Source organism: Streptomyces sp. WAC 06738, from assembly GCF_003945505.1.
GTDB lineage: Bacteria > Actinomycetota > Actinomycetes > Streptomycetales > Streptomycetaceae > Streptomyces.
Window position 1 is genome coordinate 2,981,511 of sequence record NZ_CP029618.1, and the last position, 25,111, is coordinate 3,006,621.

The following is a 25,111-nucleotide window of genomic DNA, read 5'->3' on the forward strand; positions in this document are numbered from 1 at the left end:
CGCTCAACCACCTCTCCGGCCGCGCGACTTCCGGATTTGTCAGCGACTGCGCGCCCGGCAAGCGCCCGATTGTCACGGCGTGACAATGATTTGACAGAAACAACACGGCCGCGGGACTTCTCGGATAGTTTCCCGGCGAAGGTGTTGTGCCCTCTTGCGGATGTGGCTACGGTACCCGTCAGTAGCTGAGATGTGGGCATATTCAGGCGTACCGGCCTGCGCAATTGGCACCGGTAAACGCCAGGAGGCCACGAGCACAGTGTATGCATTCACTGTGTCCCCCTACCACGGTGCGCCGATTCTCGGCTGCGGCACGGCCATCTGTCCTGCAAACTCGACGAATGCGAGGACGAGAATGAGCAAGATCCGCAAGTTCGCCGTCGGAGCGGCCGTCGCGGTCAGCTCCATCGCCATTGCGGCCGGTCCCGCCGCCGCCAGCCCCTCCACCGTGTGGACGGTCGGCCCCGGCAGCCCCCAGGCGTTCAACGCCGTTTCGAGTTCGACGAAGCTCGAACTCAACGGCATCCTGCTCACCTGTACGAACTCCACGGCCTCGGGCACCCTGTCCAGCAAGACTGGCAACCCCGCAGCGGTCGGCAATATCAGCGACGTCGCCTTCAACAACTGCACGACCCCCTTCGGCCCCCTCACCGTCACCCCGGTCAAGCCCTGGTCGCTGAACGCCGTCGACTACAACGCCGGGGTGACGCAGGGGAACGTCGGCAACGTCACCGCCAAGCTCGCCGTCCTGGCGTGCACCTTCGACGTCGTGGGCAAGGCGTCCGGGAACTACAGCAACGCCACCGGGAAGCTGACGGTCGACAGCGTGGTCGGCGACCTCACCGTCCAGAACTCCGTGAACTGCGGTGCGATCGCCAAGAACGGCGACAAGCCGAGCTTCGACTCGGTGTACGACGTCACGATCCCGGGCGGCGGCAAGCCGACCATCGTCGGGTCCAACCCGCCCGCGTGACGATCCGCTAGTGCACCACGCCTGACGTGAAGCTGCCCGGCCTCTCGCGACGGCCGGGCAGCCCGGGCATGTCCCAGCAGCCGGCATCCCGCCCAGGTCCGGAAGGGATCGAGCAAGTCGTGACCGAGAGCGACGCGGCGAAGAGCCGCAGACCGCGCATCACCCCGCGCGCCGGCGCGGTGGTCGCCGCCCTGCTCCTGGCCGGGGCGATCCCGGCCGAGAGCGCCGCGGCCAGAACCCAGCCGGTCGACACGGAGATCCCCTACACCTGCCGATTCCCTTCCGGCGGGCAGGACGTCGCGGTACGGGTCGTCGCCGAACTCCCGGACCGGGTGGACACCGGCGAGGAGATCCAGCCGCAGGAGGTGGCCGTCGAGATCCGGCTCCCGGAGTCCGCGCTTCCCGACATCTCCGCGACCAGGCCCGCTGCCCTGAACGCACAGGTGTCGCTCGACACCGCCGTCGCCCAGGGCCAGGACACGGCGGAGGCGGAGTGGACGGCCGCGACCGAGGGAGACGTCCCGGTTCCGGACGCGGGTGACGTCACACTCCCGGCGCCGGGTCTGGCGCCGTCGATGACGACGCAGACGCCGGGCGACCTGACCGTCGCGGCCGGCGACCTGGCCATGGACCTCACCGCGAGCCCGGCCGCCGAAAGCGGGGAGGCTGCGGCCGAGCCGCTGACCGTGGCCTGTTCTCCCGCGGAGGATGCGGAAGTGCTGCTCGCGAGCATTGCCGTGACCGGCCCCGGCGACGGGGAGAGCCCCCCGGCCGGCAGCCCGCCCGCCGGCGGGAGCCCGGACGACCCGGACGACCCGCGCGACGGCGGGGGCCCTTCCACCCCGGAGAACGAGGCGGGCGAGCCGGTATCCCCGCGGGCACCCGCGGACCCGCGGGAAGACGCGCCGCCCTGCCCCTCGGACGTCACCGACGTGCAGTCGCTCTCCGCGTACATCACCGGGTTCTCGAACGTAGAAAAGCTGAACGGCGCGGCCCGGCTCCCGTTGATGTGCGGCCTTTTCCTCCAGTACGAGCCGACCATCGACATCCAGTTCCCGTGGGCCTACATTCACGGCACCGGTGACGGCGAGCTGATGTACAAGGGCCGCCCTCAGTCGCCCCCGGTGAAGGCCACCTTCCTCACCTTCGGCTTCATGCCGACGACCGCCACCATGGTGCTCGAACAGAAAGGGCCGATGCGGGTCGTCGCCGACTCGAAGACCCACCTCTTCGACGTCACGCAGGGCGAGGCCACCGCCGTCATCAGGATCTCCCTGGTGATCCGCATCACCGATGTACGGGTCAACGGAACGCCCCTGGACGTCGGACCGGACTGCCGCACCGCAGGGCCGCTCTATTCCAAGGACCCCGATCCGGCGCAGGACACCAAGGACCACATGGTGCTCTCCGGGTTCACCTTCCGTAACCCGGACGGCAGTTTCGACGGATACACGCTCGGCGCGGGCGGCACCCTGCCCGGAAACGTCACCATCCCGCGCTTCGAGGGCTGCGGTGCGGAGGAAGACCTCGACCCGCTCTTCACCGCCTCGGTGTCCGGGCCGGGCAACCTGCTCAAGCAGACGCAGGGCGGGGCCTGCTCCTGGCGGACCCCCGAAGCAAACGGCGGCTGCACCGAGGAGTTCCACCCCCGGGACATCCCCCAGGCCGAACGCTGAGTTCTCCCAGCTCTTCCGGCCTCCGGCGACCGGGGGCCGGTACGTCACAGGTCACCATCCACCTGCCCAGGCGCCCATGCCCGGTTGTGCGGACGACCCTTTCCCATGACCGCGATCACGGAGTGGGCCCGACCGGAAAGGGAAGCATGAAAGCAGTCAGAAACGGGGTAAAGGCTTCGCTGCTGTGCGCGCTTACGGCCTTCACCGCCTTCTTCTCCATGGGAATGTCCACGGCGAACGCCGCCTCCGCCACCGAGCTGAACGGTTCCTGGGGGCCCTTCACCCGCTGTCCGGTCGACGACCCCAGGATGTTGGCCGCCGACGGCGAGGACTTCGTCGCCCAGTGCGTGTCCTCGGCCTCGGCCGGCGGCGCCATCAAACTCGGCAACTCCGAGGTGAAAGCCGGTAACTCGAACCTGCAGTTCGGCCTCGTCCAGAACACCGCGGCGGGCACCTTCGAGGTCATACCGCCCAAGGGCGGCGCGCTCGTCGCCGATCCGGCCACGGTGCCGGGCGGGCTGCTCGGGCTGATGTGCCCGAGCGACATCCCGGTCGTGAGCAAGATCTGCGACTCGATCAGCAACTCCGACCTCAACCGCATCACGGCGACGATGGAGTCCGCCGGTTCCCCGTCGAACTTCGACCTGCTGGCGGGCGCGACCACGGGCAAGCCGATCGTGACCCTGCCGGTACGGATCCACCTGGAGAACCCCTTCCTCTCCGACTCCTGCTACATCGGCTCCACCTCGAAACCGGTCGTCCTCCACCCGGCGAACCTCACCCAGCCGTCCTTCGGCGCGACCCGCTTCGACAGCGACGGCACCCCCAACCCCGCACCGGACGCGGCGATGACGAGGGTCGAGCTGCCGGGCGCCGACCAGGGCGACTCCGCGTTCTCCGTGCCGGGCGCGACGGGCTGCGGCCTCCTCGGCCTCATCGACCTGGCCGTGAACCTGAAGACCGGACTCCCGTCGGCCTCGGGCAACAACCACCTCGTCCTCAACGACGCCTCGACGTACATGGCGGCCCTCACCGCCCCGGGCCTCATCGCACCCGACAACGGCAAGCTGCTCTCCCAGTACTGGCACTCCGCGGTCCGCTGAACACGCCGCCCGCACGAGGTGGCCGGCCACCCCCGAGTGGCCGGCCACCGCCGCGTGTTCCGGTGGCGAGACGGGCGCGGTGCGGTCCGGCGTCCTTCTTGCGCACAGCTCCCTTCCGTGCGGGTTTTCCGCCCGGATTCCCCGGGACGGGGAAAGGACGCGCTTGTCACCGCGCAAGTACTCCCCCCGGGGCTTTTGTCGCCCGGTGCGCAATCGCGCGCGTTCCACTCCCGTACCGCCGCCCCACCGCGCATGCTTGGCGGCACGCGCGCGGCCCCACCACGTCTCACCGCCCCGTCTCATCGCGCCACCCGCAAGCGGAGCCCCGCCGATCGGGCTCCGCCCCGGGGTGGGAGGAGTCATGCAGATGCCAGACGCCGGACCCGCGGCCGGACTCGTCGAGCCGCCCGAGCCGCTGCCGCCGGAGTTCGCCGCGATCATGCGACCGGAACTGCCCAGCCTCGTCGAGGAAATCGCACAGGAGATCAGGAAGGCCATTCCGGAATACAGCCGGTTACTGGAGGGCCCGTACGGCGAGGTATTGCAGCAGGGCGTGGAGCAGAATCTCTCCACATTCGTCGAGCAGGTGGCGAACCCGGCATCCTCGACCGCCCGCTGGGACGACATGTGCAGAAGGCTGGGCAGGTTCGAGGCGTACGAGGGCCGCAGCTTCCAGTACCTGCGCTCGGCGCTGCGCATCGGCGCGCGGGTGGCGCTGCGTCGCGCCAAGTCGGTGGGCGCCCGCTACAACATGTCCCCCACCCTCATGGCGATGTTCGCCGACGCCGTCTTCGCCCACGTCGACGCGACCGAGGAACTGTGCCGCGAGGGCTACCGGGAGGCGCAGTCGGGGCCCGAGGACGCCGAGGCGCGCCGGCGGCGGCTGCTGCGGCTCCTGCTCTCCGGCGGCGCGCTGCCCCTGGCCCACCCCGCGGTCACCGACCTCGCCGACAGCGCCGGCTGGCCGCTGCCCGACGTGGCGACACCCGTCGCGCTCACCGCCGACCGCCGCCCCGACCCCAAGTCGCTCCACCGCGACGTGCTCGTCGAACTCGCCGATCCACAGCCCCACCTGCTCGTGCCCGGACCCCTCACCGAGGAGCGCCGCGCCATGCTGGCCGCGGCGCTCGCCGGCTGCCGCGCCGCCCTCGGCGTGACGGTGCCGCTCGCCAGGTCCGCGGACTCGCTGCGCTGGGCCCGGCAGGCGCTGGCGCACGCGGAGACCGGCATCGTCCGCGACGAGCCGGTGTTCGCCTGCGACGACCACCTGGTGACCCTGTGGCTCATGGCCGACCCGCCGCTGGCCGAGGAGCTGGCCCGGCGGCAGTTGGCGCCGCTCGCCGGCCACACGCCCGTCCGCAGGGAGCGGCTGGTCGACACGTTACGGGTCTGGCTGACGACCCGCGGCACGGCGGCGCGGATGGCGCGGCTGCTGCACGTCCACCCGCAGACCGTCCGCTACCGGCTGCGCAGCCTCCACCAGCTCTTCGGCGCACAACTGGACGACCACGACGAGCGGTTCGCGGTGGAGGTCGCGGTACGGACGCTGCATCTGCGGCAGCGGGGCGACGGCGGCTGAGCCGCCGCACGGGCGGCCCGGCCGGAGGCGGGGAACTATCACCGGCATACAAAAGATGCGTACAAGCGCTTGCCGGGTGAGTAGTGCCGCCGCCACTCTGTGTGGGCTACAGCTTCTTCCGGGTATCGAGACACGCCACGCGCAACACCGCGGTCACCGGTGCGCTGCCGGGCGCCCGCGGATCTTCATCCGACAGTGAGCCGCCGGCACCACCCGTACCGGAGGGCATCTGACTTGCACACCCCCCACCGGGTCGGTGTCCCCCTGCCTCGCCGGCGGCGTGAGGGGTAGACCTATGTCGTCCGAAGTGCAGGCAGTCGCACTGGCCGAGCCGCCCGAGCCGCTGCCGCGGGAGCTGGCCGCGCTGATCCGGCCGGAGTTACCGAGCCTCTACCGGGAGATCGTCGCGGCGATCCGCGGTGCGGTGCCCGAGTACGGGCTCCAGCGGGGCGAGGCGTACGACCGGGCCCTGCGGCTCGGCGTCCGGCAATCGCTCAACACCTTCACCGACCGGGTCGCGACGCCCCGCAAACGCGCCGTCAGCCTCGCCGAGGTGCACCGAAGACTCGGCCGGTTCGAGGCGCAGGAGGGCCGCAGCCTCGACGCCCTGCAGTCCGCGTACCGCATCGGCGGGCGGGTCGCGTGGCGGCGCGCGATGGTCGTGGGCGAGCGCAACCACCTCGCCTCGCACGTCATGAACGCCTTCGCCGACGCCCTGCTCGCCTACATCGACGAGCTGTCGGAGCTGGCCAGGGAGGGCTATCTGCAAGCCGAGGCCGACTCGGCGGAGCGGCTGAAGAGCCTGCGCAGGCGGCTGCTGCGGACGCTGGTCGCCGAGCCGCCCGTACCGCGCCACACCGTCGAGGACATCGCCGCCCAGGCCCGCTGGCAGTTACCGGAGGAGGTGACGCCGGCCGCGCTGATGCCGGCGGAGCGGCTCACGTCGCTGACCGGACTGCCCGAGGACGTCCTGGCGGACACCGCGGGCCCGCACCCGTACCTGCTCATCCCCGGGCCCTTCGACGACGAGCGCCGCGAGGCGCTGGACGTCGCGCTGGGCACGGTCGGCGTGGCCGTCGGCCTCACCGTGCCGCTGCACAGGACCGCGGACTCGCTGCGCTGGGCGCGGCAGGCCCTCGGCATGGTCGAGTCGGGCGCGATCCGCGCCCCTTCCCCGGTACGGGTCGAGGACCACCTGCTCACCCTCTGGCTGCTCACGGACCCCGCGCTGGTGGAGCAGATGGCGGGCCGCCAGCTCCAGCCGCTGGCCGCCGTGACGACCGGCCGGCGCGAACGGCTGGTGGAGACCCTGCGGGTGTGGCTGACCACGCGCGGCACTGCGGGGCGCATCGCCGAGCAACTGCACGTCCACCCGCAGACCGTGCGCTACCGGATGCGGACCCTCGGCCGGCACTTCGGCTCCCAGCTCACCGAGCCGGACCGGCGCTTCGCCCTGGAGGCGACGCTGCGCGCACTCTGGCTGCGCGACCAGGCGGACCTGCCGTCGACGGGCCCGATCACGGGCCGCACGGGACGTGCCGAGCGCACGGAACGCACGGAGCGCACCGAACCGCCGGGCTGACGGCCGGCGCCGGCGGGACCGGGTGGGGCGACGGGGGTCGCCCGCGCTCAGTCGGCCCTGGGGATGTCGAACATGCCCGTCAGCTTCAGCGCGAGCGCCACGTCTCCGGTGACCTTCAGCTTCCGCGTCATGAAGAGCTTGACGGGCCCCGCGTTCCCGGACGTGACGTTCAGGAACTCCTCGTCGCCCATGTCCAGCGTCACCCGCGGCTTCGCCTCGCCCGCCCCCTCGCGCACCGAGCAGGCGCCGCCCGAGACGGTCACGTCGTACACCACCTCGGTCACGCCCGCGATCCGCCAGCGGATGACCGCCTCCAGCTCCCCCGCCTTCTCCGGCCGGAACTGCTGCTCCATCCGCCGGAAGACCTCCCCGACGACCCGCGCGCGCAGCGCCTCGTCCCGGGCCAGCTCCCCGATCTCCCGCGAGGAGAGCCCCCTGACGATGCGCGCGTACTCCTCGGGGGACACCGCGGCGAAGTCCAGGCCCTCGAGCCCCGACGTGTCGTCGGTCATCCGCACACCCCATCTTCCTTACCGAATAGTAGACTTACTCAATAGTTAAATATAGGAGGCGGCAGAGTACGCTCGCAACTGTGACCGAAAAGCGCAGGCGGCGGCTCCCCCGGCAGGTGCGGGAGCAGCAGATCATCGACGTGGCCGTACGGGTCTTCTCCAAGCGCGGCTACCACGCCGCCTCCGTGGACGAGATAGCCGAGCTGGCCGGGATATCCAAGCCGATGGTCTACCTCTACCTGGAGTCCAAGGAAGGGCTCTTCATCGCCTGCCTGCGGCGCGAGGCGGAGCGGCTGGTGGCCGCGTTCCAGGGGGCGGCCGACGGGGTGCTGACGCCGGAGCTGCGGCTGCGGGCGGGGCTGCGGGCGTTCTTCTCGTTCGTCTCCGAGCACCGCGACGGCTGGGTCGTGCTGCATCGGCACGCCGCGGAGTTGAGCGAGGCCATCGCCGCGGAGTCCGCGGGGGCGCGGCGGGCGGTGATGGCGGAGGTCACCGCGCTGGTACGGACCGGGATCGAGGAGAACGGCGGGCCCGTCCGGCTCGGGGACGAGGACGCCGGGTTCGTCGCGCACACCATCGTGGGCGCGGCCGACGCGCTGACGGACTGGATGGCGGAGCACCCCGCCGAGTCGCCGGAGGGCATGACGCGGCGGCTGATGAACATGATCTGGGTGGGCATGCGCAACGTGCTCGACGGCGAGACCTGGGCGCCGCCGCCGGAGCCGTCAGCCGCCCAGGGGTGAGACGGCGCCCCGCAGGTGGGCGCGGTCGCCGTCCGCGCCGCGGACGTCGAACGCCCAGCCGCCCGCCGCGTGTTCCGGCTGTCCCGCCCGTTCGGCGCGTTCCGCGCGGAAGCGCACCGCCGCCGGCAGCAGGACCGGCGCGCGGAACGACACCTCCACCGCGTACGCCGCGGGCAGGTCGGCCGCCAGTGCCGCCAGGCAGTGCGCCTTGGTCCACATCCCGTGCGCGATCGCGCGCCGGAAGCCGAACGGCCGGGCGGTCAGCGGGTGCAGGTGGATGGGGTTGCGGTCGCCGGAGGCGGCGGCGTACGAGCGGCCCAGCGAACCCGGCAGCCGCCAGCTCTCCTCCCGCGCCGCGGCGGTGAGTTCCGGCGCCCCGGGCGCCTCGGCGGGCGGCTCGCCGGTGCCGGTGCCGCTGCCGGTGCCGGTCCGCGGCCCGCGGCTCAGGTACGTGCTCGTGGAGCGCCACACCGTCTCGCCGCGCAGGCGCGCGTGCGCGGCCACCGGGAACGCCGTGCCCTTCGGGTGCGGCCGCGCACGGCCCGTCGCGACGACGTACGTCAGCCGTTCGCCGGCGTCGACGGGGCGCAGGTGCTCGACGCGGTTGGCGAGGTGGACGAGGCCGAGGAGCGGGAAGGGGAAGTCGCGGGCGGTCATGAGGGACATGGCGAGCGGGAAGGCCACCACGTGCGGGTACGTGACCGGCAGCCGGCCGTCGTCGGGGAAGCCGCACACGGCGGCGTAGCGGCGGAGGCGGGCGGGGTCGGGGCGCACGTCGCGGAGGACCAGGCGGCGCTGCGGGACGGCGGGCGGCCCGGCGCCGGCCTCCCCGGCCGCTGCGGGTCCGGTCTCCCCGGCGGCTCCGGCTCCCGCCCCCGTCCCGTACGGCCTCCCCCGCCGTTTCGGCACCACCGCCCGCGCGTAGAGCGGCAGCAGCCGCGGCGCCCTGTCCAGCTCCCGTGTCTCCACCTCACGCCCCCAGCAGCGCCTGGCCGCACACCCGCAGCACCTGTCCCGTCACGGCCCCGCTGCCCGGCGCCGCAAAATACGCCACCGCCTCCGCCACGTCCACCGGCAGGCCGCCCTGCTTCAGGCTGTTCATGCGCCGGCCCGCCTCGCGGATGACCAGCGGGACCGCCGCCGTCATCCGCGTCTCGACGAACCCGGGCGCCACCGCGTTCACCGTCACGCCGCGTGCCGCCGCCCCGGGCGCCGCCGCCTGGACGTAGCCGATGAGGCCCGCCTTGCTGGCCGCGTAGTTGGTCTGGCCGACATTGCCCGCGATGCCGCTGATCGACGAGGTGCAGACGATCCGTCCGTCCGCGCGCAGCAGCCCGTCGCCGAGGAGGCGGGCGGTGAGGGTCTCGACGGCGGTGAGGTTGACCCCGATGACCGCGTCCCACTGGCCGGCGCTCATCCGCCCCAGGGTCTTGTCGCGGGTGATGCCCGCGTTGTGCACGACGACGTCGACGCCGCCGTGGTGTTCGCCGAGGTACGCGGCGAGCCGGTCCCCCGCGTCCGCCGCCGTGATGTCCGACTCCAGCGCCCCGCCGCCGACCCGGGCCGCCACCGCCGCCAGCTCCGCGCCCTGCGCGGCGACGTCCAGGCACACCACCCGCGCCCCGTCCCGGTGCAGCGTCTCCGCGACTACCGCGCCGATCCCCCGCGACGCGCCCGTGACCAGCGCCGTCTTCCCCGCCAGCGGCCGCGCCCAGTCCGCCGTCCCCGGCACCGGCGCCGTGCCCGTGACGCGCAGCGCCTGGCCCGAGACGTACGCGGAGCGCGCCGACAGCGCGAAGCGCAGCGTCGACTCCACCCCGCCCTCCGCGCCCGGCGCGACCAGCAGCAGATGCGCCGTCGACCCGTCGCGCAGCTCCTTGCCCACCGACCTGACGAACCCTTCGAGCGCCCGCTGCGCCACCGCCTCCGCCGTCCCGGCCGCGTTCTCCGGCGGGGTGCCGACGACCACGACGCGGCCGCAGGGGGCGAGTTCGCGGATCCTGGGGTGGAGGAAGTCGTAGAGCGCGCGCAGTCCGGCGGAGGTGGCGATGCCGGTGGCGTCGAAGACCAGCGCCCCGGCCCGTACGGACGCCCCGTCCGCGGCCTCCGCCACCTCCGCGCCCACCGCGTCCAGCAGGTCGCGCAGCGTCTTGTGCATCCGGCCGCCGGCCGCGCCGCCGAGCACGACGGGGCCGCGGGCGACGGGCTGCCCCGGCCGGTACCGCTCCAGGCGCGCGGGCCGCGGGAGGCCCAGCCGCTTGGCGACGAAGGCCCCGGCTCCGCGGCTCGTGAATTTCTGGTAGCGATCGGCCATTGGCAATCTCCTTACGCCTGAGTAAGTTTACTGCGGAGTAAGGAGCGTAGGAACCGAACCCCCGCCGCACAAGAAGCCGCGGGGAGGCGACGGAGGGAGCGCGGCGATGGCGGCAGCGGCGAGGACGGGCGGGCGGACCGGCGGCGGCGTGCGGCGCGTCGCGATCGTCGGCGGCAACCGGATCCCCTTCGCCCGCGCGGACGGCGCGTACGCCACCGCCTCCAACCAGGAAATGCTCTCCGCCGCCCTCGACGGCCTCGTCGGGCGGTACGGGCTGCGCGGCACGCTGCTCGACGAGTTCGTCGCCGGCGCCGTGCTCAAGCACAGCCGCGACTTCAACCTCGCGCGCGAAGTCGTCCTCGGCAGCGGGCTCGACCACCGCACCCCCGCGTACGACGTCCAGCAGGCGTGCGGCACCGGCCTCCAGGCCGTGCTCCTCGTCGCCAACAAGATCGCCCTCGGCCAGATCGACGCGGGCGTCGCCGGCGGCGTCGACACCGCCAGCGACGCGCCCCTCGGCCTCAACGACGGCCTGCGCCGCGTCCTCCTCCACGCCCGCCGGCAGCGGTCCACCGGCCGCCGCATCGCCGCCCTCGCCGGGCTGCGCCCGCGGCACGTCGTCCCCGACATCCCGCGCAACGCCGAGCCGCGGACCGGGCTTTCCATGGGCGAGCACGCCGCGATCACCGCCCGCGAGTGGCGGGTGCCGCGCGCCGCGCAGGACGAGCTGGCCGCCACCAGCCACCGGCGGCTGGCCGCGGCGTACGACGCGGGCTTCTTCGCCGACCTGCTCACTCCGTACCGCGGTCTCGACCGCGACCAGAACCTGCGCCCGGACTCCACACCGGAAAAACTGGCCCGGCTGAAGCCCGTGTTCGGCGCCGCGGAGCCGGGCGCCACCATGACCGCGGGCAACTCCACCCCGCTCACCGACGGCGCGGCCACCGTGCTCCTCGCGAGCGAGGAGTGGGCCACCGCGCGCGGGCTGCCGGTGCTCGCGTACCTCACGCACGCGCGCACCGGCGCGGTCGACTTCGCCGGAGGACCGGACGGGCTGCTGATGGCGCCCGCGTACGTGGTGCCGCGGCTGCTCGCCGACGCCGGACTCGCGCTGGCGGACCTCGATCTGTACGAGATCCACGAGGCGTTCGCCTCCCAGGTGCTGGCCACGCTCGCCGCGTGGGAGGACGCGGAGTTCTGCAAGGAGCGCCTCGGCCTCGACGCACCGCTGGGCGCCGTCGACCGGGAGCGGCTGAACGTCGCCGGCTCCTCCCTCGCCGCCGGGCACCCCTTCGCCGCGACCGGCGGCCGGATCGTCGCGACGCTGGCGAAGCTGCTGCACGAGCGGGCGGCGCGGCGCACGGCCGGCGACGCCCGGCCCGTACGCGGCCTGGTCTCCGTCTGCGCCGCCGGCGGCCAGGGCGTCACGGCGCTGCTCGAAGCCTGAACCCCCCGCCAACCGAAGGAGCGATCGTGGGCGTACGAAAGGACCTCAGGACCGCGCGGAAGCGCTCGGACCTCGCCGGGCGCGCCCCCGTCGACGTACGCACCGACGGCGGCGTCGTGCGCCAGGCGACCGTACCGCGGCTCGCCGCGCCGGCCCCGGAGAGCGGCAGCGCCGTCGCCGGCATCCCGTACGCCAACGCCGCCGAGGCCCCCGGCGCCGTCGTCATCCGCCGCAAGGCCGGCGGCCGCTGGGTCCCGGTCACCGCCCGCGCGTTCGCCGACGAGGTGACGGCGGTGGCCAAGGGCCTCGTCGCCGCCGGGCTCGAACCCGGCGGGCGGGTCGCCCTCATGTCCCGTACGCGCTACGAGTGGTGCGTGCTGGACTTCGCCGTCTGGGCCGCCGGCGGCCAGTCCGTACCGGTGTACGCGACCTCCTCCGCCGACCAGGTCGCCTGGATCCTGCACGACTCCGGCACCCGCTTCGTCGTCACCGAGACCGCCGCCAACGAGCGGACGGTCCGTACCGCCGCCCCCGACGCGCACGTCTGGCAGCTCGACGACGGCTGCCTGGACGAGCTGAAGGCCCTCGGCCGGGACGTGTCCGACGACGAGATCGCCAAGCGCCGCGCCGCCCTCACCCCCGGCACCATCGCCACCCTCTGCTACACCTCCGGCACCACCGGCCGCCCCAAGGGCTGCGTCCTCACCCACGGCAACCTGCACGCCGAGGCCGCCAACAGCGTCGAGTTGCTGCACCCCATCTTCAAGGAGGTCACCGGGCAGACCGCCTCGACGCTCCTCTTCCTGCCCCTCGCCCACATCCTCGGCCGCGCGATCCAGATCGCCTGCCTCTCCGCGCGCATCGAGATCGGCCACTGGCCGTCGATCAAACCCGACGAGCTGCGGCCGGAGTTCAAGACCTTCAGGCCGACGTTCCTCGTCGGCGTCCCGTACCTCTTCGAGAAGATCCACCACACCGGCCGGGAGATGGCCGAGAAGCTGGGCCGCGGCGCGTCCTTCGACCGCGCCGACCGCATCGCGGTGCGCTTCGGCGAGGCCCACCTGAACAAGTTCCTCGGCACCGGAAAGGGCCCCGGCCCAGGACTGACCCTGGCGTGGGGCCTGTACGACCTGCTCGTCTACCGGCGCATCCGCAAGGAGCTGGGCGGCCGGCTCCACTACGCCATCAGCGGCGCCTCCCCGCTCGACCGCAACCTCAACCTCTTCTTCTACGCCGCGGGCATCGTCGTCTACGAGGGCTACGGCCTCACCGAGACCACCGCCGCCGCCACCATCACCCCGCCGCTGCGCCCCCGCCCCGGCACGGTCGGCCGGCCGCTGCCGGGGACGGCGATCCGTATCGCGGACGACGGGGAGGTGCTGATCAAGGGCGGCATCGTCTTCGGCGAGTACTGGCGGAATCCGGAGGCGACGGCGGAGGTGCTGGCGGACGGCTGGTTCGCGACGGGCGACCTGGGCGCGCTGGACGAGGACGGCTATCTGACGATCACCGGGCGGAAGAAGGACCTCCTCATCACCACGGGCGGCAAGAACGTCTCCCCCGCGGTGCTGGAGGACCGGCTGCGCAGCCGGCCGCCGGTGGGGCAGGTGCTGGTGGTGGGCGACAAGCGGTCGTACGTGGCGGCACTGGTGACGCTGGAGCCGGAGGCGCTGGCGCACTGGCTGGCGGTACGGAAGCGGCCCCGGGACACGCCGCTCGCGGAGCTGCGGGACGACCCGGAGCTCCGGGCCGACGTGCAGCGGGCGGTGGACTACGCGAACGAGGCGGTGTCGCGGGCGGAGTCGATCCGCAGGTTCACCATCGTCGCCGGGGAGTTCACGGAGGAGAACGGGATGCTGACGCCGTCGATGAAGGTGAAGCGGCACGCGGTGGAGGCGGCGTACGCGAGGGAGATCGAGGCGCTGTACGAGGGGTGAGCCGCAGCCGGGCGCCGTGGCCTGGTGCCGCGGCCGGGCGCCGTGGCCGGGTGCCGCCGGGCCGCGGCGGTGCCCGGGGTCGTACGGATACGACCCCGGGCGCGCCGCACGGCGTCCCGGAGGTGTCCGCCGTGGTTCAGCTCCGAGCGATCGCCGCCGGCGTGAAGCTCGCCGGCCGGCCGCCGCCCGGGAGGCCCGCGCCGCCCTCGGACTCCTTGATGCCGTCCGTGATCTCGTCCAGTTCGTCCAGCGCGGGCGCGTCGTCGCCGATGTCGAAGCCGGCGCGGACGAGGACCAGCGTGTCCGGGTTGGCCGGGGACGGGAACGCGAGCGACTGCACGTAGCCGTCGTCGCCCTCCTTCGTCACGACCTTCCAGCGCACCAGGTAGCCCTCCTCGCCGGCCACCTCGACCTCGCCGGACTCCACCTCGTCGTGCGAGGTGATGCCGCCGTACGCCTCGTCGCCGTACGACGCCTCGGCGTTGGGCTCGATGTCCTTCTCGGCGATGCTCTTCGGGCTGGTCGCGTCGATGCCGAGGGCGAGGGCGGGCGCGGAGTTCACCCCGCCGCGTACGCACGTGTCCTTCGGTGACGTCGGGCACTTGTACTCGCCCACCGACACCGAGGCGCCTATCTGCCCGGACTGTCCCTTCCAGCCGTCGGGCACCGGGATCTTGATGCCGCTGGCGAGGTCGGTGGCGAAGCCGTCCTCGCTGGGGATCTCCATCGGCGGCTGCCCGCCGTCGGGGTCGCGGGGATCCTGCTCGCCGCCCTCGGGGTCCTGCGGGCCCGGCGACTCCCCCGGCCCGCCGCCGGAACCGCCGGAGCCGCCGCCGCCCGGCCCCTCGTCGGGGCCCGGCGAACGGGGCTCGCCGTCCGGGCCGTAGACCACGGGGCCGCCGCCCCCGGCCTCGTCGCCGTCGTCGCCGCCCCACATCGCGTACCCGCCGGCGATGCCGCCGCCGACGAGCGCCGCGGCGGCCACGCCGATGGCGATGCCGAGCGCGAGCGGGCGCCTGGCCGCCCAGCGCTTCTTCGCGTACGGCCCCTCGGGACCGAGCGGTTCGGCGTGGCCGCCGGATATGACTTCCGTGGGCGCCCCGTGCATGCCGCCGGGCGGAGGCAAGCCGCCGGAGAGGCCGCCGGACGGGGCGTCCTGCGGGGCACCGGGGGCCGGGAGAGCCGGGGGCGCCGCGGGGTCCGCGGGCCCGTCAGGCCCCTTGGCCCCGCCGGCGGCCCCGTCGGCGGCTCCGTCGGCCCCGGTGCCCCCTTCGGGGCTCTGCGCAGGGACATCTGCGGCGACAGGAGCGGGCCTGACCTCGTCCGTCCAGCCTTCACCGTCCCACCTCCGCTCCCTCGGCGACTGGTCGTCGCTGCGGTCCGGGTCGGGATACCACCCTGCAGGTGCCATTCCACTCATGCATGCAGGCTATCGAGGCTCCCTGAGAACCGGATGAGAGCGGTCTGAACCTTATGCCCGTCCAACTGCGCAAACCCTCAGAAGACGTCCCGGGGAGCGCTCAGAAGGAGAGCCAGGTGCCCGCGAGCCCCTGCTGCCCCACCCCCGTCCGGGAGTAGTCGCAGACGCCCTGGTCGAAGACGGCCCGCAGCCGCCGCCACTCGGCGTCCGTCCACGTCACGCCGTACTCCTTCGCGTACGTGTCCCGCCGCGGCGGCTCCGTACGGCACTTGATCACGTCCGTGGCGATGTCCTCGCCGGCGACCTCGCGCGGGAAGGAGTTCGACGGGTAGAGCTTCTCGCAGGTGCTGTCCGGGTCGCGGTCCAGCGCCTCGGCGACGAACCGCGGCTCGGCGTCCCGGGTGTTGCAGCCCTCCCGCAGCTCCTCGGGCTTCGCCGCCACGATCTTGTCGAGGCGCGGGGCGGCGGAGGTGTCGGCGTCGAGGTTCGTGAGCCAGCGGTCCATCATCGCGAGGGAGTGGCGGACGAGGGGGCTGGCGGTGCTCTGGCCGCCGTAGCGGTTGTCCTCCATGAGGGAGACCATGTTGGCCGCGGTGCCGTTGGCCTTCACCAGGCGCTTGCGCATGGAGAGCGAGTAGTAGCGCAGGTGGGTGTCGCCGCGGGGGGCGTCGTCCACGTACGCGCGGTACTCGATGATCGGCACGTCCGTGAGGCCCCCGCCGCCGTTGGTGAGCCGTCCCGTGCGGTACGCGGTACGGGTGGCGATCGGGTCGGCGGTGGTACGGGCGCCGACGATCCGGGCGTCGTGGTCGTAGCCGCCGACGCGCTCGTTCAGTTCCAGGAACTGCTCCTTGCCGATCGTCCCGGCGGCGAGGGCGCCGAGGCCGTACTGCACGCCGACGTTGTCGAGCGGGCGGCGGGCGAAGCCGGTGCGCGGGTCGGGGCCGTAGACGTTGATGGCGTGGTCGTAGAGATCGCAGCGCGCGCCGCGGGGGTTGGTCTCCGGGTCGTAGCGCAACTCCTCGGGCAGCACGCCGCAGTTGCCCGTCGGGTCGATGCGCGCGGCGTCGCCCTGGGTGCCGGTGGCGACGGCGTACGAGGCGAAGCCGGTGACGGCGCGCTTCTGCTCCTCGGTCCAGGACAGGTCCGTGTCACCGGCGAAGTACTCGGTGAGCAGCCGGGTGTCGGTGACCCTGTTCGTCATCGCGAAGCCGACGTCGGGGAAGGAGCAGGCGGGCAGGATGCCGTCGAGGATGCCGGGGTAGTTGTCCACGATCTGGTACGCCTGGTACGAACCGCCGGAGCAGCCGAAGCCGATGGTGTGGTCGACCGGCCCGTACGCCTCGGTGAACCGCTCCTTGACCATCATCGCGGTCTCGGCGGCGGTGAGGTCGTGGCAGTTGGCGCCGAAGACGTTGAGGGACGAGGACATGACGGCGTACCCGCGGCCGAGCATGTGGGTGTCGGTGACGCCGCCGGTGGTGTTGCCCTGCCGGTACCAGCCGCCGATGCAGCCGCCGCCGAGGGTGTAGACGGCGCGGCCGTTCCATCCCGCGGGGCGGCTGCGGGGATCGGGGTCCGGCTCGGCGAGGGGGTCGTGGAGGATCGTGGACTGGTAGATGCCGCGGTTGGCGGTGCCGGTCTCCATGCGCACGATGAACGGGACGGTGCGGCCGGTGGAGGTGGTGGTGCGGCCGAGGTCGGCGGGGTAGCCGGTGGCGCCGGCGGGCCAGGCGGTGTAGACGCCGGCGGTGTTCCGGTAGAAGTAGTCGACGCGGGTCTTCGCGGAGCAGTCGTCGTCGAGCGGGTCGCCGAGGGTGCCGCCGACGACGGGCAGCCGGAAGGTGCCGGTCTCGCAGACGAAGGGCTGCTGGTGCGGCCCGGAGAAGACGGGGCCCTGGGCGGGGTGCCCGGTGAGCGTGAGCCGGGCGGCGCGGTGGCCGGGGGCGGTGGCGGTGACGGTGTTGCGCCCGTCGCGTATCCCGTCGACGACGCCGGAGACGGCGCCGGGTCCGTCGGGGGCGAAGAGCGGGGTGACGTCCTCCCCGTTGAGCCGGATCTCCACGGCGGCGGGGTCGGCGGCGGCGACGCGGAGCAGCGCGTCGCCGCCGGTGACGGAGCCGGGGCGGCCGGAGAGCACGTCGAGGTCGATGCGCTGGGATGCCTGGGGGGCGGCGGCCTGGGCGGTGAGCGGGAGGGCGAGGAGAGCGGCGAGCGCTGCGGAGAGGGGGACGAGCAGAGCACGGCGTGGGCGCATGCAGGGGTCCTCCGGTTCGTTGCGGCCTACAACTTGACCGTACGCGTTCAACCCCACCCCGAAAAGACACCGCACCACACAACCCCACCCCCGCCCCACCCCCACCACCCCGCACAGCCCCGCCACCCGCTACACCGTCGCGGGTGACCGGGCCACGGGCCCACCCCGCCTCCGTGGGACGTGCGGGAAATCCCGTCGCTCCGTGCGCGGACCAAAGAATCATGAAAGAGCACGGAGGATGTCTTGAGTCGGCGATCAAAGCCGCACTGGCTCGTGATCTTGTGTCTGCCCGATGCCCGCTGGGCATTTTCTCAGACACTCCCGCGGCCCCGCGGGAGTGCTGAGTACCTCCAGGGCCAGGCCGTAGCCCGAACACTCCCACGGACCATGGAAACGCCCGGGGACCCTGTCGGCCACCACCCAGGAAGGGGGCATTTGTCATGGTAGAACGCTCGGCCCGTGCCGACCCGCTCCGCGGGACAGCGGCGTGTCCCACCGCGTGCGCGGCACCAGGATCCCGTCCGGGCGAGACGATCCGCCCCCGGACACTGGCAGTACCACCGTGCTCGACCCGGGTGGGCCGTGAGGAGGGGGCGCTGCGCTGGCGCTCGTGCATCTCCTCGTACCTTGACAGCCGGCATCCGCCAGGATCTCGACCGATGGTCCGTCGGCCAGCACCTTGACCAGCCCTCACTGGCGGGCGTGGGTGATCTCCGAACAGCAGGCGGTCGATGAAGCCAAGCTTGTATTTCGCCCCAGCACCCACGGCCCGCTGACGGGGACGCGCTGCAAGCGCCGCTGACCATGCACGGGTTAGTTAGCCGTGATCTGGGACGACGAGCCGTCAGCGCTGGCGGCCGTCCGCCTGTCTTGTGACATCTTGCGCGGCCGCCGGGAAATGGCGCGCGAATTGCTCCGTATAGGTTAAATCTGCAGATTCACCGGCGCGTCCACACCGAATTACCCTGCATTTCGGATGAGGAATTGAAAGTTTGGTTACTTTCTGACCGAGGAGGGTCCATGGCTGAACGCATCGTTCGTCGACGTGGGTATCGAGAAGGACTAGGCGGCGAGATGGCTGCCGAGTTCCTGGGCACGTTCGTCCTGATTCTGCTGGGTGTCGGGTCGGTGGCTGTAGCGGTCGCCGGTCTGCCGGGATCAGGCCGGCAGACCGGGGACTTCGGGCCCGCCAACTGGCTCATCATCTCGTGGGGATGGGGCCTCGCCGTGGTATTCGGCGTGTATGTGGCAGGAGGTATCAGTGGAGCCCACCTCAATCCCGCAGTGACCCTCGGCTTCGCGGCTCGACGGGATTTCCCCTGGAGGAAGGTCCTGCCCTACTGGCTGGCGCAGGTCGTGGGCGCCTTCGTCGCCGCCGCGCTCATCTACGCGACCTACAGGTGGGCCATCGACGCGGCCATCAAAAAGGAGGGTGTCCCGCGAGACAAATCGCTGCCCACATACTCGATCTTCGCCACGTTCCCCGCCGAATACTACGGAGACTCCTGGTGGGGCCCCTTGCTCGACCAGATCGTGGGGACCGGCATCCTGCTTCTGCTGATCTGCGCACTCATCGACAAGCGCAATACCGCTCCGATGTCCAATCTCCATCCGTTCCTCATCGGTTTTGTGGTCGTCGCGATCGGTTTGTCTTTCGGCACAAACGCCGGGTACGCAATCAATCCCGCACGTGACTTCGGCCCCCGATTGCTGACGTATTTCGAAGGCTGGGGCTCTATTGCTCTCCCCGGTACGTTCGACTGGTTCAGCGGCTATTGGTGGATCCCCATCGTCGGCCCGCTCGTCGGCGGACTCGCCGGTGTCGCGGTGTACGACCTGGTCATCTCTCCGCTGATCAAGGCCAGGAGGGTAGAACCCGAAGAAGGACCCGCCACCGAGGAGCCGTAGAACACGGAGCAGACTCCGTCCGGCAGTGGATTCGCCCCGACCACCGGATACAGCGCGGTACGCACGTCTCGTCCGGCTTGCCGATCGCTGCGTCGGCGAGCTTGAAGAGGATGCCCCTCCTTGCCGCGGTCCTTTCAACGCCGCCGTGAGCTGCCTCGCCACCCGCCGCCCGGCAGGGGTGTTGATCTTCTGCACCAGGGCGATCAGCGGGTCGACCAGGGCATCGGTCATCTCCGTCGGCAGCGGCTCCAGGCCGACCGCGCCCGGGTCGCGCCAGGCACGGCCTCACGGTGAGCGGCGCGCGACCCGGACTGCCCGAGTACGTGCGGCAGTTCTGCCGGAGCCGCGTGAGTGCATCGTGACCCGGCCGTGTCTCCCGGTTGCTCCGGAGCGCGGCAGACTCCGCAGACATGACCGGCACCCGAGGAGACAGACACCGGACCTGCCAACTGCTCACGCTCTCCCTGGCCGTCATCGCTGCAGTCGCCACGACGGCGGTCGGGCCTGGAGCCACGTTCGCGGACAAGCGAGCGCCACGCGACCTCACCCCTCCGTACTACTACGCGTCGCTGCACCCCGAGACCGCGTGGGCGGGCGCGAACGTGCTGCCGCTGGAGTTTGATCACTCGGGCCCGGACACGGAAGCCGAACTTACGGTTGACGTCGGCGGGATCGAGGGCGTCGCGGACATCACAGGGGGAGCTGACGGCTGCCGGCCGGCCAAGCCGGAATTCAGCTGCTCGATACGGCTGTCCGACGACTGGGCCCGGCAGGAGCTGATCTTCGAGGCGGCCGCAGGGGCCCGGGCCGGCGACTCCGGTGTGCTGCGCTACTCCCTCAAGCCGGCCGGGCTGCCCGCCGTGAAGGGCAGCGTCACGGTCGTCGCCGGGCGGCCGGAGCTGCGCGTCAACACCGGCGGCCGGGTCGGCGTGAAGGCCGTAGGCAAGTCCTTTGACGCGCCGGTCCTGATCCGGAACGAGGGTGACGTGCCGGCCCTCGGCGTCGACCTCGTGCTCGACGCGGACGGCACCATGGACCTGGACAGGCGGCACTCCAACTGCCGCTACGCGGCTGGCGGCAGCGCTATGCACTGCAGGTTCCCCGATGTCGAGATCGCCCCGGGAGAGACGTTTCGGGTAGCCCCCGACCCGCGCGTGAAGCCGCGCCGCAGTGCGCTCGACGCCCGGCTCTCGTATGGCGCATGGGCCTTCCACACCGGTTTCCGGCGCGACCTTCCGCCGGGTAGGACCACGCGTGGCACGGCTGCCCCGCTCTCCCTCGCCAGAGACCCCGGTGGCGACGCCGGGGTCGAGTTCACCCCGACCTTCGATCCAGCCGACGTGACCGTGCCGGTGCGCAACAGCGCCGACGTCGAAGCCATCGGCGACTTCCTGCATGGCGCCGTCGGCACGGAGCACCGGATCAGCATCGGCTTCCGCAACAACGGCCCGGCCGATCCGGATACCGCGGAAACCCGCGCCGTATTCACCGTGCCGCCCGGCGCCGAGGTGGTGAAAGCGCCGTACGACCCAGAGCTTGATGAAGAGATGCTCCCCCAGCTCTGCAAGAAGGAGGACGAGGGGCGAACGTACGTGTGCACCAGCCACGGCGCGGTCGGCGAGCAGGTTTTCTTCGACTTCACGCTGCGCATCATGAACAAGGACGACCGCCCGGGGAGCGTTGCCGCATCCACGATGCTCTTGAACACTCAGGACGGCGTACGGGTCCGGGACCCGGAACCCGCCAACGACCAGGCCCCCGTCCGGATGGCGGTCCCCGGATCACATGCCGCGGACGGCTCTGGCCTCGGCCCGGCAGCCTGGGGCACGGGCGCCGCGGTCACGTCGGCGGCTGCCGCGGCGCTGGTGGTGACACTGCGCCGACGACGGAATGGGGAGTGACCCGAGGAGCCCGAGCGGGCGAACACGTAAAAGTGGAACCCGCACGGGCCGGCTCGAAACATCACCTGATTACCGACGGGCACGGCACCCGGCGGCGGTCCTGCCGGCAGGCGGCCACCGCAACGGCGTCACCCAGCTGATCCCGCTGCTCGACGCGACCTCGGTCCGTGGCCGGGTCGCCCGTCCCTGTCGCAAGCCCGACTCGCTCTTCGGTGACCGCGGCTACGACCACGAACCATCACCGCGAGCATCCGCGACTGGGGCATCGCGGTGGCCATGGCCCGCCGCGGCACGCGGCGCGGCACAGGTCTGGGGCGCCTGCAGGTGGGTGTTCGAGCGGATCTTCGCTTGGCTCCGCAGCTTCCGGCACCGGCGCATCCGCTGGGAACGGCGGACCGGCACACCACCACGTCACTCACGCACCGCGGACTCGGGGGCGCTCACCATCGGGGCGGCCGCTGTCAGAGCGCTGTGGGAGGCTCCGTCGATGGAATCTTCGAAAGTCATTGAGAGCCTGTGGGACCGGATCCAGGCTCGCGACTGGGCCGGTGTCGCTGCGTTGCTCGCGGAGGATGTCATTGTCGAGTGGCCGACCAGCCTCGAACGCATCAGCGGCCGGGGGAACTTCGTCGCGGTGAACCGTGAGTATCCGGAGGGCTGGTCGATTCGGGTGCTCAAGGTGGTGGCCGAGGGCGACGAAGTCGTCTCCGAGGTCGAAGTGCCACACGACAATCTCGGCGTCTTCCGCGCGGCGTCGTTCTGGACTGTCCGTGACGGGCAGATCGTCCGGGGGACGGAGTACTGGACGAGCCTGGGAGCGGACCCGCAGCCTCAATGGCGGGCCGCCTTCGTCGAACCGATGTAGAGATGGCGGGAGCAAACCCGAGGAGCCGCCGGCGCCACGGTGACGAACGCTTGGAAGCCGCGGCCGACGGCGTCGGCGTCGACCTGCTCCTCATCGCCACCCCCGGGCCCGACTGGCTGTACATCGTCGCCCGCGGTCTCGGCCAGGGTCGCCAGGCGGCGCTGTACGCGGTCGCCGGCATCGGCACCGGCTACGCCGCGCACACCGTGCTCGCCGCGGTCGGCCTCGCGGCGGCACTGGGGGCGGTACCCGATGCCCTGCCCGCACTGCGCTACGCGGGCGCGGCATACCTGCTCTTCCTCGCGTTTCCATTGCTGCGCTCGCTGCGTCACGCCGGTGGCCTGCGCGCAGCCGCGGACGGGCTCGCCGAAACGGGCCCGAGCCCGGCGACGGTGCTGCGGCAGAGCCTGCTCACGGCGCTGCTCAACCCGAAGGGACTCCTGCTCTACCTGGCGCTGATCCCGCAGTTCATCAACCCGGACGCGGCCCTGCCGCTGGGAGTGCAGACTGCGGTACTCGGCCTGCTGCACGTCGTCAACTGCACGCTCGGCTACGTACTGGTCGCGCTCGCCTCCGCCCGTGCCAGCAGCACCTTCGGTAAGAGCCCGCGCGCGGCCCGAAGGCTCAGCGCTGTCTCCGCGGCCCTGCTGCTCGCCACCGCAGCCTTCACGGCCGGCGCCCACTGATCACGCGGCGTCAAGCGCGTGGCACCGGGCAGGTCCAGCCGACCTCGAGCCCGACGAGGCCCACACTGAGCATCTTCAGGGCCTGAGCATGGTCGCGCGCACAGGGCCATCCGGACCCTTTATCCGGCCTGTCACTTCACTCCCGCAGACGGTACGCCTGCTACGCGCACCGCGATCAGAGCCGGGTTTACGGTAACAGGTTCTTCTCCCTGGCCATCCGGATGGCCAACGCGCCGCACAGTCGAATCATCCTTGCCCTCGAATCGGTACGCCACAAGAAGCGAGCCCAGGAGCCGCATCGAGACGACGAAGGGACCACCGCAGTCCGACCCGTCAAACACACGGAAACCAGGAAATCAGAATCCGAGCCGACGAATCGATCCGTCACCAAGCGGCAGCGATTCAACAGAACCGATCACCTCAGGCAAGTCGCCCCGACACCCCCGCAGGACGTCGCCTGAAAGGCTTCCGGCAGGACAGCAGATCACAGCACTCACGATTCGATCGGGCGTACCCACACAAGCGCGTCCCCGCCTACGGGCCGACGCGGCCCTCCTGATCTACATCGGGTACGCCTGGGCGAACAACTCGATCGCCCGCGCCCTGCACTGAGGACCCGACTGCCCTCTCCAGACGACTCACGAAGAGCCCCGACGCCGCGCTCGGCAGGGGGCCCGAAGCGACCCACACCGCCAAGAGACAGAGCCGGCCACGTTCGCCGCGGGCCACCCGGTACACTGGCTGCGGCGACGCAGGGCTGCCGCCTACGTCACCGCAGGTCTGCCAGAACACAGTTGAGCTGCCTTGTCCCCTTTTGGGCGACTTTCAGAAATGTTTTCCGACAGATCCCCGCCTCCGTAGCTCAGGGGATAGAGCACCGCTCTCCTAAAGCGGGTGTCGCAGGTTCGAATCCTGCCGGGGGCACACGAATAACTCGCAGGTCAAGCACGGTAGAGGCCGCCCCGATCAATCGAACGGGGCGGCCTCTTCATGATCAGGGTCCACGTAGAGTCCACAACCCCCTGCGATCATGCGGCAGATCACCCGTGTGAGTGACCCCAGGTGGCCAGTGGGACGCCCTACGCTTTGTGGTATTGGAGGGGACTGCGCGGCTCCCCAGCGCGCCAGATCCACGCCCTCCCACTCCTGCGGTGCCCGGGCGGGGAGGTCCGTCCCGCAGGCGGGAGCCCCCGCCGAATGCGTCGGCGGGGGCTCCCTGAAGACTAGGCCGCCCCACCCCCGCACAGGGGGTGGGGCGGTTGCTCTGACCGAATCAGAGCGTGAGGGGGCACACTGCGGCGGATCCACGTACGCCGCTGCGCCGCCCCCAGCCCGCCTCTGACCGCATGGCCCGGCGGGCGTTCGCGTGGGGGGTAGATACCGACAGCGGCGTGACGCTCCGACCTGAAAGCATTTGCCCCTACACGAGCACGAGTAACGTGACCGCGCCGGGGGGCGCGGCCCGGGCGTTGGTGCGTGCCCCGCCCGCCGGAGCCGGCGTAATGGGCGGGCGGGGCTTCTGGCCCGCCCCCTGGCGGGATCGGGCAGGCAACCAGGGGGCGGAGTTCAGTGGTGGGGGTGCCGGCGGATGAGGACGGAGCAGTCGGTGGCGGCGGAGTAGTCGCCTCGGTTGCGCGCGTCCCGGCGCTCCTGGTCGAGTTCGCTGCATCGCTCGCAGCCGAGGGAGGGCTGCGCCTCCCGGGCCTCGCGGACGGGCAGGAACACGGGCTCCGAGGGGTAGGTCTGCGGGTCGGTCACGTCCCCGGCCTCGGCGGTCATGGTCACCGCCGTCCACCGCAGCGGGCGCACTCGCAGGGCGGCATGACGCCGTTAAGCAGAGGGGGCTCGCAGTCGCGGGAGTAGAACCGCTTCTCGGGCTCGAAGGTGCGCCCGCTGTCGCGGGACACGCGCAGCGTCAGCAGGGGGGCGTCAGGCTGTTGCTGTACCTCGGCATTGGCCATTGCAGTCACCCCCGTCTCTGATCACTCGGGCGAGCTTGACCACCACGTCAGCGCGTACGTTGCCGAGGTAGACGAGCCGCAGATCGGGCGAGACCGGATCAACCGCGAGCGACGGCAGAACGATGTCCGCCCGCGTGAGCGCGGCACGCAGTTGCTCGACGGCCGAGTGCGGGTCGACGGCCGGGCCTGAGAAGTCGCCATGCCCGGCACCGTAGGGACGATCGCGGTCGACCAGCCATCGAACTTT

General features: G+C 71.9%; 19 protein-coding genes, 1 tRNA gene and 2 pseudogenes. 14 read left to right on the plus strand and 8 right to left on the minus strand.

Annotated features, from left to right (window positions below; translation table 11 throughout):
• Positions 1-355: 355 nt before the first annotated feature.
• The 5 genes from DMB38_RS12535 to DMB38_RS12555 all read left to right on the plus strand — a co-directional run bounded on the left by DMB38_RS12535 (position 356) and on the right by DMB38_RS12555 (position 6,913).
• Positions 356-973 carry a hypothetical protein gene (locus DMB38_RS12535; protein ID WP_125935251.1) on the plus strand — a complete coding sequence of 206 codons (618 nt, stop codon included), beginning with the start codon at positions 356-358 and terminating at the stop codon, positions 971-973.
• Positions 974-1,092: 119 nt separating this feature from the next.
• Positions 1,093-2,649: a DUF6801 domain-containing protein gene (locus tag DMB38_RS12540; RefSeq protein ID WP_125935252.1), complete on the plus strand. Its 1,557-nt coding sequence runs from the start codon at positions 1,093-1,095 to the stop codon at positions 2,647-2,649.
• A 146-nt stretch (positions 2,650-2,795) separates the two neighbouring features.
• The gene (locus DMB38_RS12545) at positions 2,796-3,752 is read left to right on the plus strand and encodes a hypothetical protein (RefSeq protein ID WP_125935253.1); all 957 of its coding nucleotides are present in this window, start codon (positions 2,796-2,798) and stop codon (positions 3,750-3,752) included.
• Positions 3,753-4,119: 367 nt separating this feature from the next.
• Positions 4,120-5,331 (plus strand): PucR family transcriptional regulator, encoded by a 1,212-nt coding sequence (locus tag DMB38_RS12550; RefSeq protein ID WP_125938979.1) that lies wholly within the window; start codon positions 4,120-4,122, stop codon positions 5,329-5,331.
• Between the two features lie 295 nt (positions 5,332-5,626).
• Positions 5,627-6,913 (plus strand): helix-turn-helix domain-containing protein, encoded by a 1,287-nt coding sequence (locus tag DMB38_RS12555; RefSeq protein WP_164715966.1) that lies wholly within the window; start codon positions 5,627-5,629, stop codon positions 6,911-6,913.
• Between the two features lie 47 nt (positions 6,914-6,960).
• Here the strand turns inward: DMB38_RS12555 and DMB38_RS12560 are convergent, their stop codons facing one another.
• Positions 6,961-7,425 carry an SCP2 sterol-binding domain-containing protein gene (locus DMB38_RS12560; protein ID WP_125935254.1) on the minus strand — a complete coding sequence of 155 codons (465 nt, stop codon included), beginning with the start codon at positions 7,423-7,425 and terminating at the stop codon, positions 6,961-6,963.
• Positions 7,426-7,505: 80 nt separating this feature from the next.
• Between DMB38_RS12560 and DMB38_RS12565 the strand changes: the two genes are divergently transcribed.
• Positions 7,506-8,168, plus strand: coding sequence for a TetR/AcrR family transcriptional regulator (locus tag DMB38_RS12565; protein WP_125935255.1), 663 nt, complete (start codon positions 7,506-7,508; stop codon positions 8,166-8,168).
• Here the strand turns inward: DMB38_RS12565 and DMB38_RS12570 are convergent.
• Complete coding sequence (locus DMB38_RS12570) at positions 8,151-9,137, minus strand: MaoC/PaaZ C-terminal domain-containing protein (protein WP_240662153.1); 987 nt, start codon at positions 9,135-9,137, stop codon at positions 8,151-8,153. The two genes, DMB38_RS12565 and DMB38_RS12570, sit on opposite strands and share 18 nt — an antisense overlap.
• 1 nt (position 9,138) lies before the next feature.
• Positions 9,139-10,482: a 3-oxoacyl-ACP reductase gene (locus tag DMB38_RS12575; protein ID WP_125935256.1), complete on the minus strand. Its 1,344-nt coding sequence runs from the start codon at positions 10,480-10,482 to the stop codon at positions 9,139-9,141.
• A 106-nt stretch (positions 10,483-10,588) separates the two neighbouring features.
• On the opposite strand from DMB38_RS12575, the gene DMB38_RS12580 reads away from it, so the two are divergent.
• Together DMB38_RS12580 and DMB38_RS12585 are read left to right on the plus strand one after the other, a co-directional pair.
• On the plus strand, positions 10,589-11,929 hold the full coding sequence (locus DMB38_RS12580; protein ID WP_125935257.1) for an acetyl-CoA C-acetyltransferase: 1,341 nt from the start codon (positions 10,589-10,591) through the stop codon (positions 11,927-11,929).
• Between the two features lie 26 nt (positions 11,930-11,955).
• A complete protein-coding gene (locus DMB38_RS12585; protein WP_125935258.1) occupies positions 11,956-13,866 on the plus strand; it encodes an AMP-dependent synthetase/ligase in 1,911 nt (636 codons plus the stop codon).
• 136 nt (positions 13,867-14,002) lie between these two features.
• Here the strand turns inward: DMB38_RS12585 and DMB38_RS12590 are convergent, their stop codons facing one another.
• The 3 genes and pseudogenes from DMB38_RS12590 to DMB38_RS12595 form a co-directional block, all read right to left on the minus strand.
• Entirely contained in the window at positions 14,003-14,851 is an 849-nt protein-coding gene (locus DMB38_RS12590) for a hypothetical protein (RefSeq protein ID WP_346429537.1), read from the minus strand.
• Positions 14,852-15,172: 321 nt separating this feature from the next.
• Positions 15,173-15,286, minus strand: a pseudogene (locus tag DMB38_RS37670) (DUF2510 domain-containing protein); the annotation flags it as partial.
• Positions 15,287-15,386: 100 nt separating this feature from the next.
• The gene (locus DMB38_RS12595; RefSeq protein WP_125935260.1) at positions 15,387-17,543 is read right to left on the minus strand and encodes a DUF6351 family protein; all 2,157 of its coding nucleotides are present in this window, start codon (positions 17,541-17,543) and stop codon (positions 15,387-15,389) included.
• A gap of 1,020 nt (positions 17,544-18,563) precedes the next feature.
• Between DMB38_RS12595 and DMB38_RS12605 the strand changes: the two genes are divergently transcribed.
• The 6 genes and pseudogenes from DMB38_RS12605 (at position 18,564) to DMB38_RS12630 (ending at position 23,827) form a co-directional block, all read left to right on the plus strand.
• Positions 18,564-19,451 carry an MIP/aquaporin family protein gene (locus tag DMB38_RS12605; protein WP_125935261.1) on the plus strand — a complete coding sequence of 296 codons (888 nt, stop codon included), beginning with the start codon at positions 18,564-18,566 and terminating at the stop codon, positions 19,449-19,451.
• Positions 19,452-19,861: 410 nt separating this feature from the next.
• On the plus strand, positions 19,862-21,352 hold the full coding sequence (locus DMB38_RS12610) for a hypothetical protein (RefSeq protein WP_125935262.1): 1,491 nt from the start codon (positions 19,862-19,864) through the stop codon (positions 21,350-21,352).
• 2 nt (positions 21,353-21,354) lie between these two features.
• A pseudogene (locus tag DMB38_RS36795) lies at positions 21,355-21,746 on the plus strand (transposase); the annotation flags it as partial.
• A 93-nt stretch (positions 21,747-21,839) separates the two neighbouring features.
• On the plus strand, positions 21,840-22,217 hold the full coding sequence (locus tag DMB38_RS12615; RefSeq protein ID WP_125938982.1) for a nuclear transport factor 2 family protein: 378 nt from the start codon (positions 21,840-21,842) through the stop codon (positions 22,215-22,217).
• Between the two features lie 50 nt (positions 22,218-22,267).
• Positions 22,268-22,903, plus strand: coding sequence for a LysE family translocator (locus DMB38_RS12620; RefSeq protein WP_164715967.1), 636 nt, complete (start codon positions 22,268-22,270; stop codon positions 22,901-22,903).
• A gap of 851 nt (positions 22,904-23,754) precedes the next feature.
• Positions 23,755-23,827 (plus strand) — tRNA-Arg (locus DMB38_RS12630).
• A gap of 642 nt (positions 23,828-24,469) precedes the next feature.
• Here the strand turns inward: DMB38_RS12630 and DMB38_RS12635 are convergent.
• Positions 24,470-24,682 carry a hypothetical protein gene (locus tag DMB38_RS12635; RefSeq protein ID WP_125938983.1) on the minus strand — a complete coding sequence of 71 codons (213 nt, stop codon included), beginning with the start codon at positions 24,680-24,682 and terminating at the stop codon, positions 24,470-24,472.
• Between the two features lie 150 nt (positions 24,683-24,832).
• Positions 24,833-25,015 (minus strand): hypothetical protein, encoded by a 183-nt coding sequence (locus DMB38_RS12645; protein WP_240662697.1) that lies wholly within the window; start codon positions 25,013-25,015, stop codon positions 24,833-24,835.
• Between the last annotated feature and the right edge of the window lie 96 nt (positions 25,016-25,111).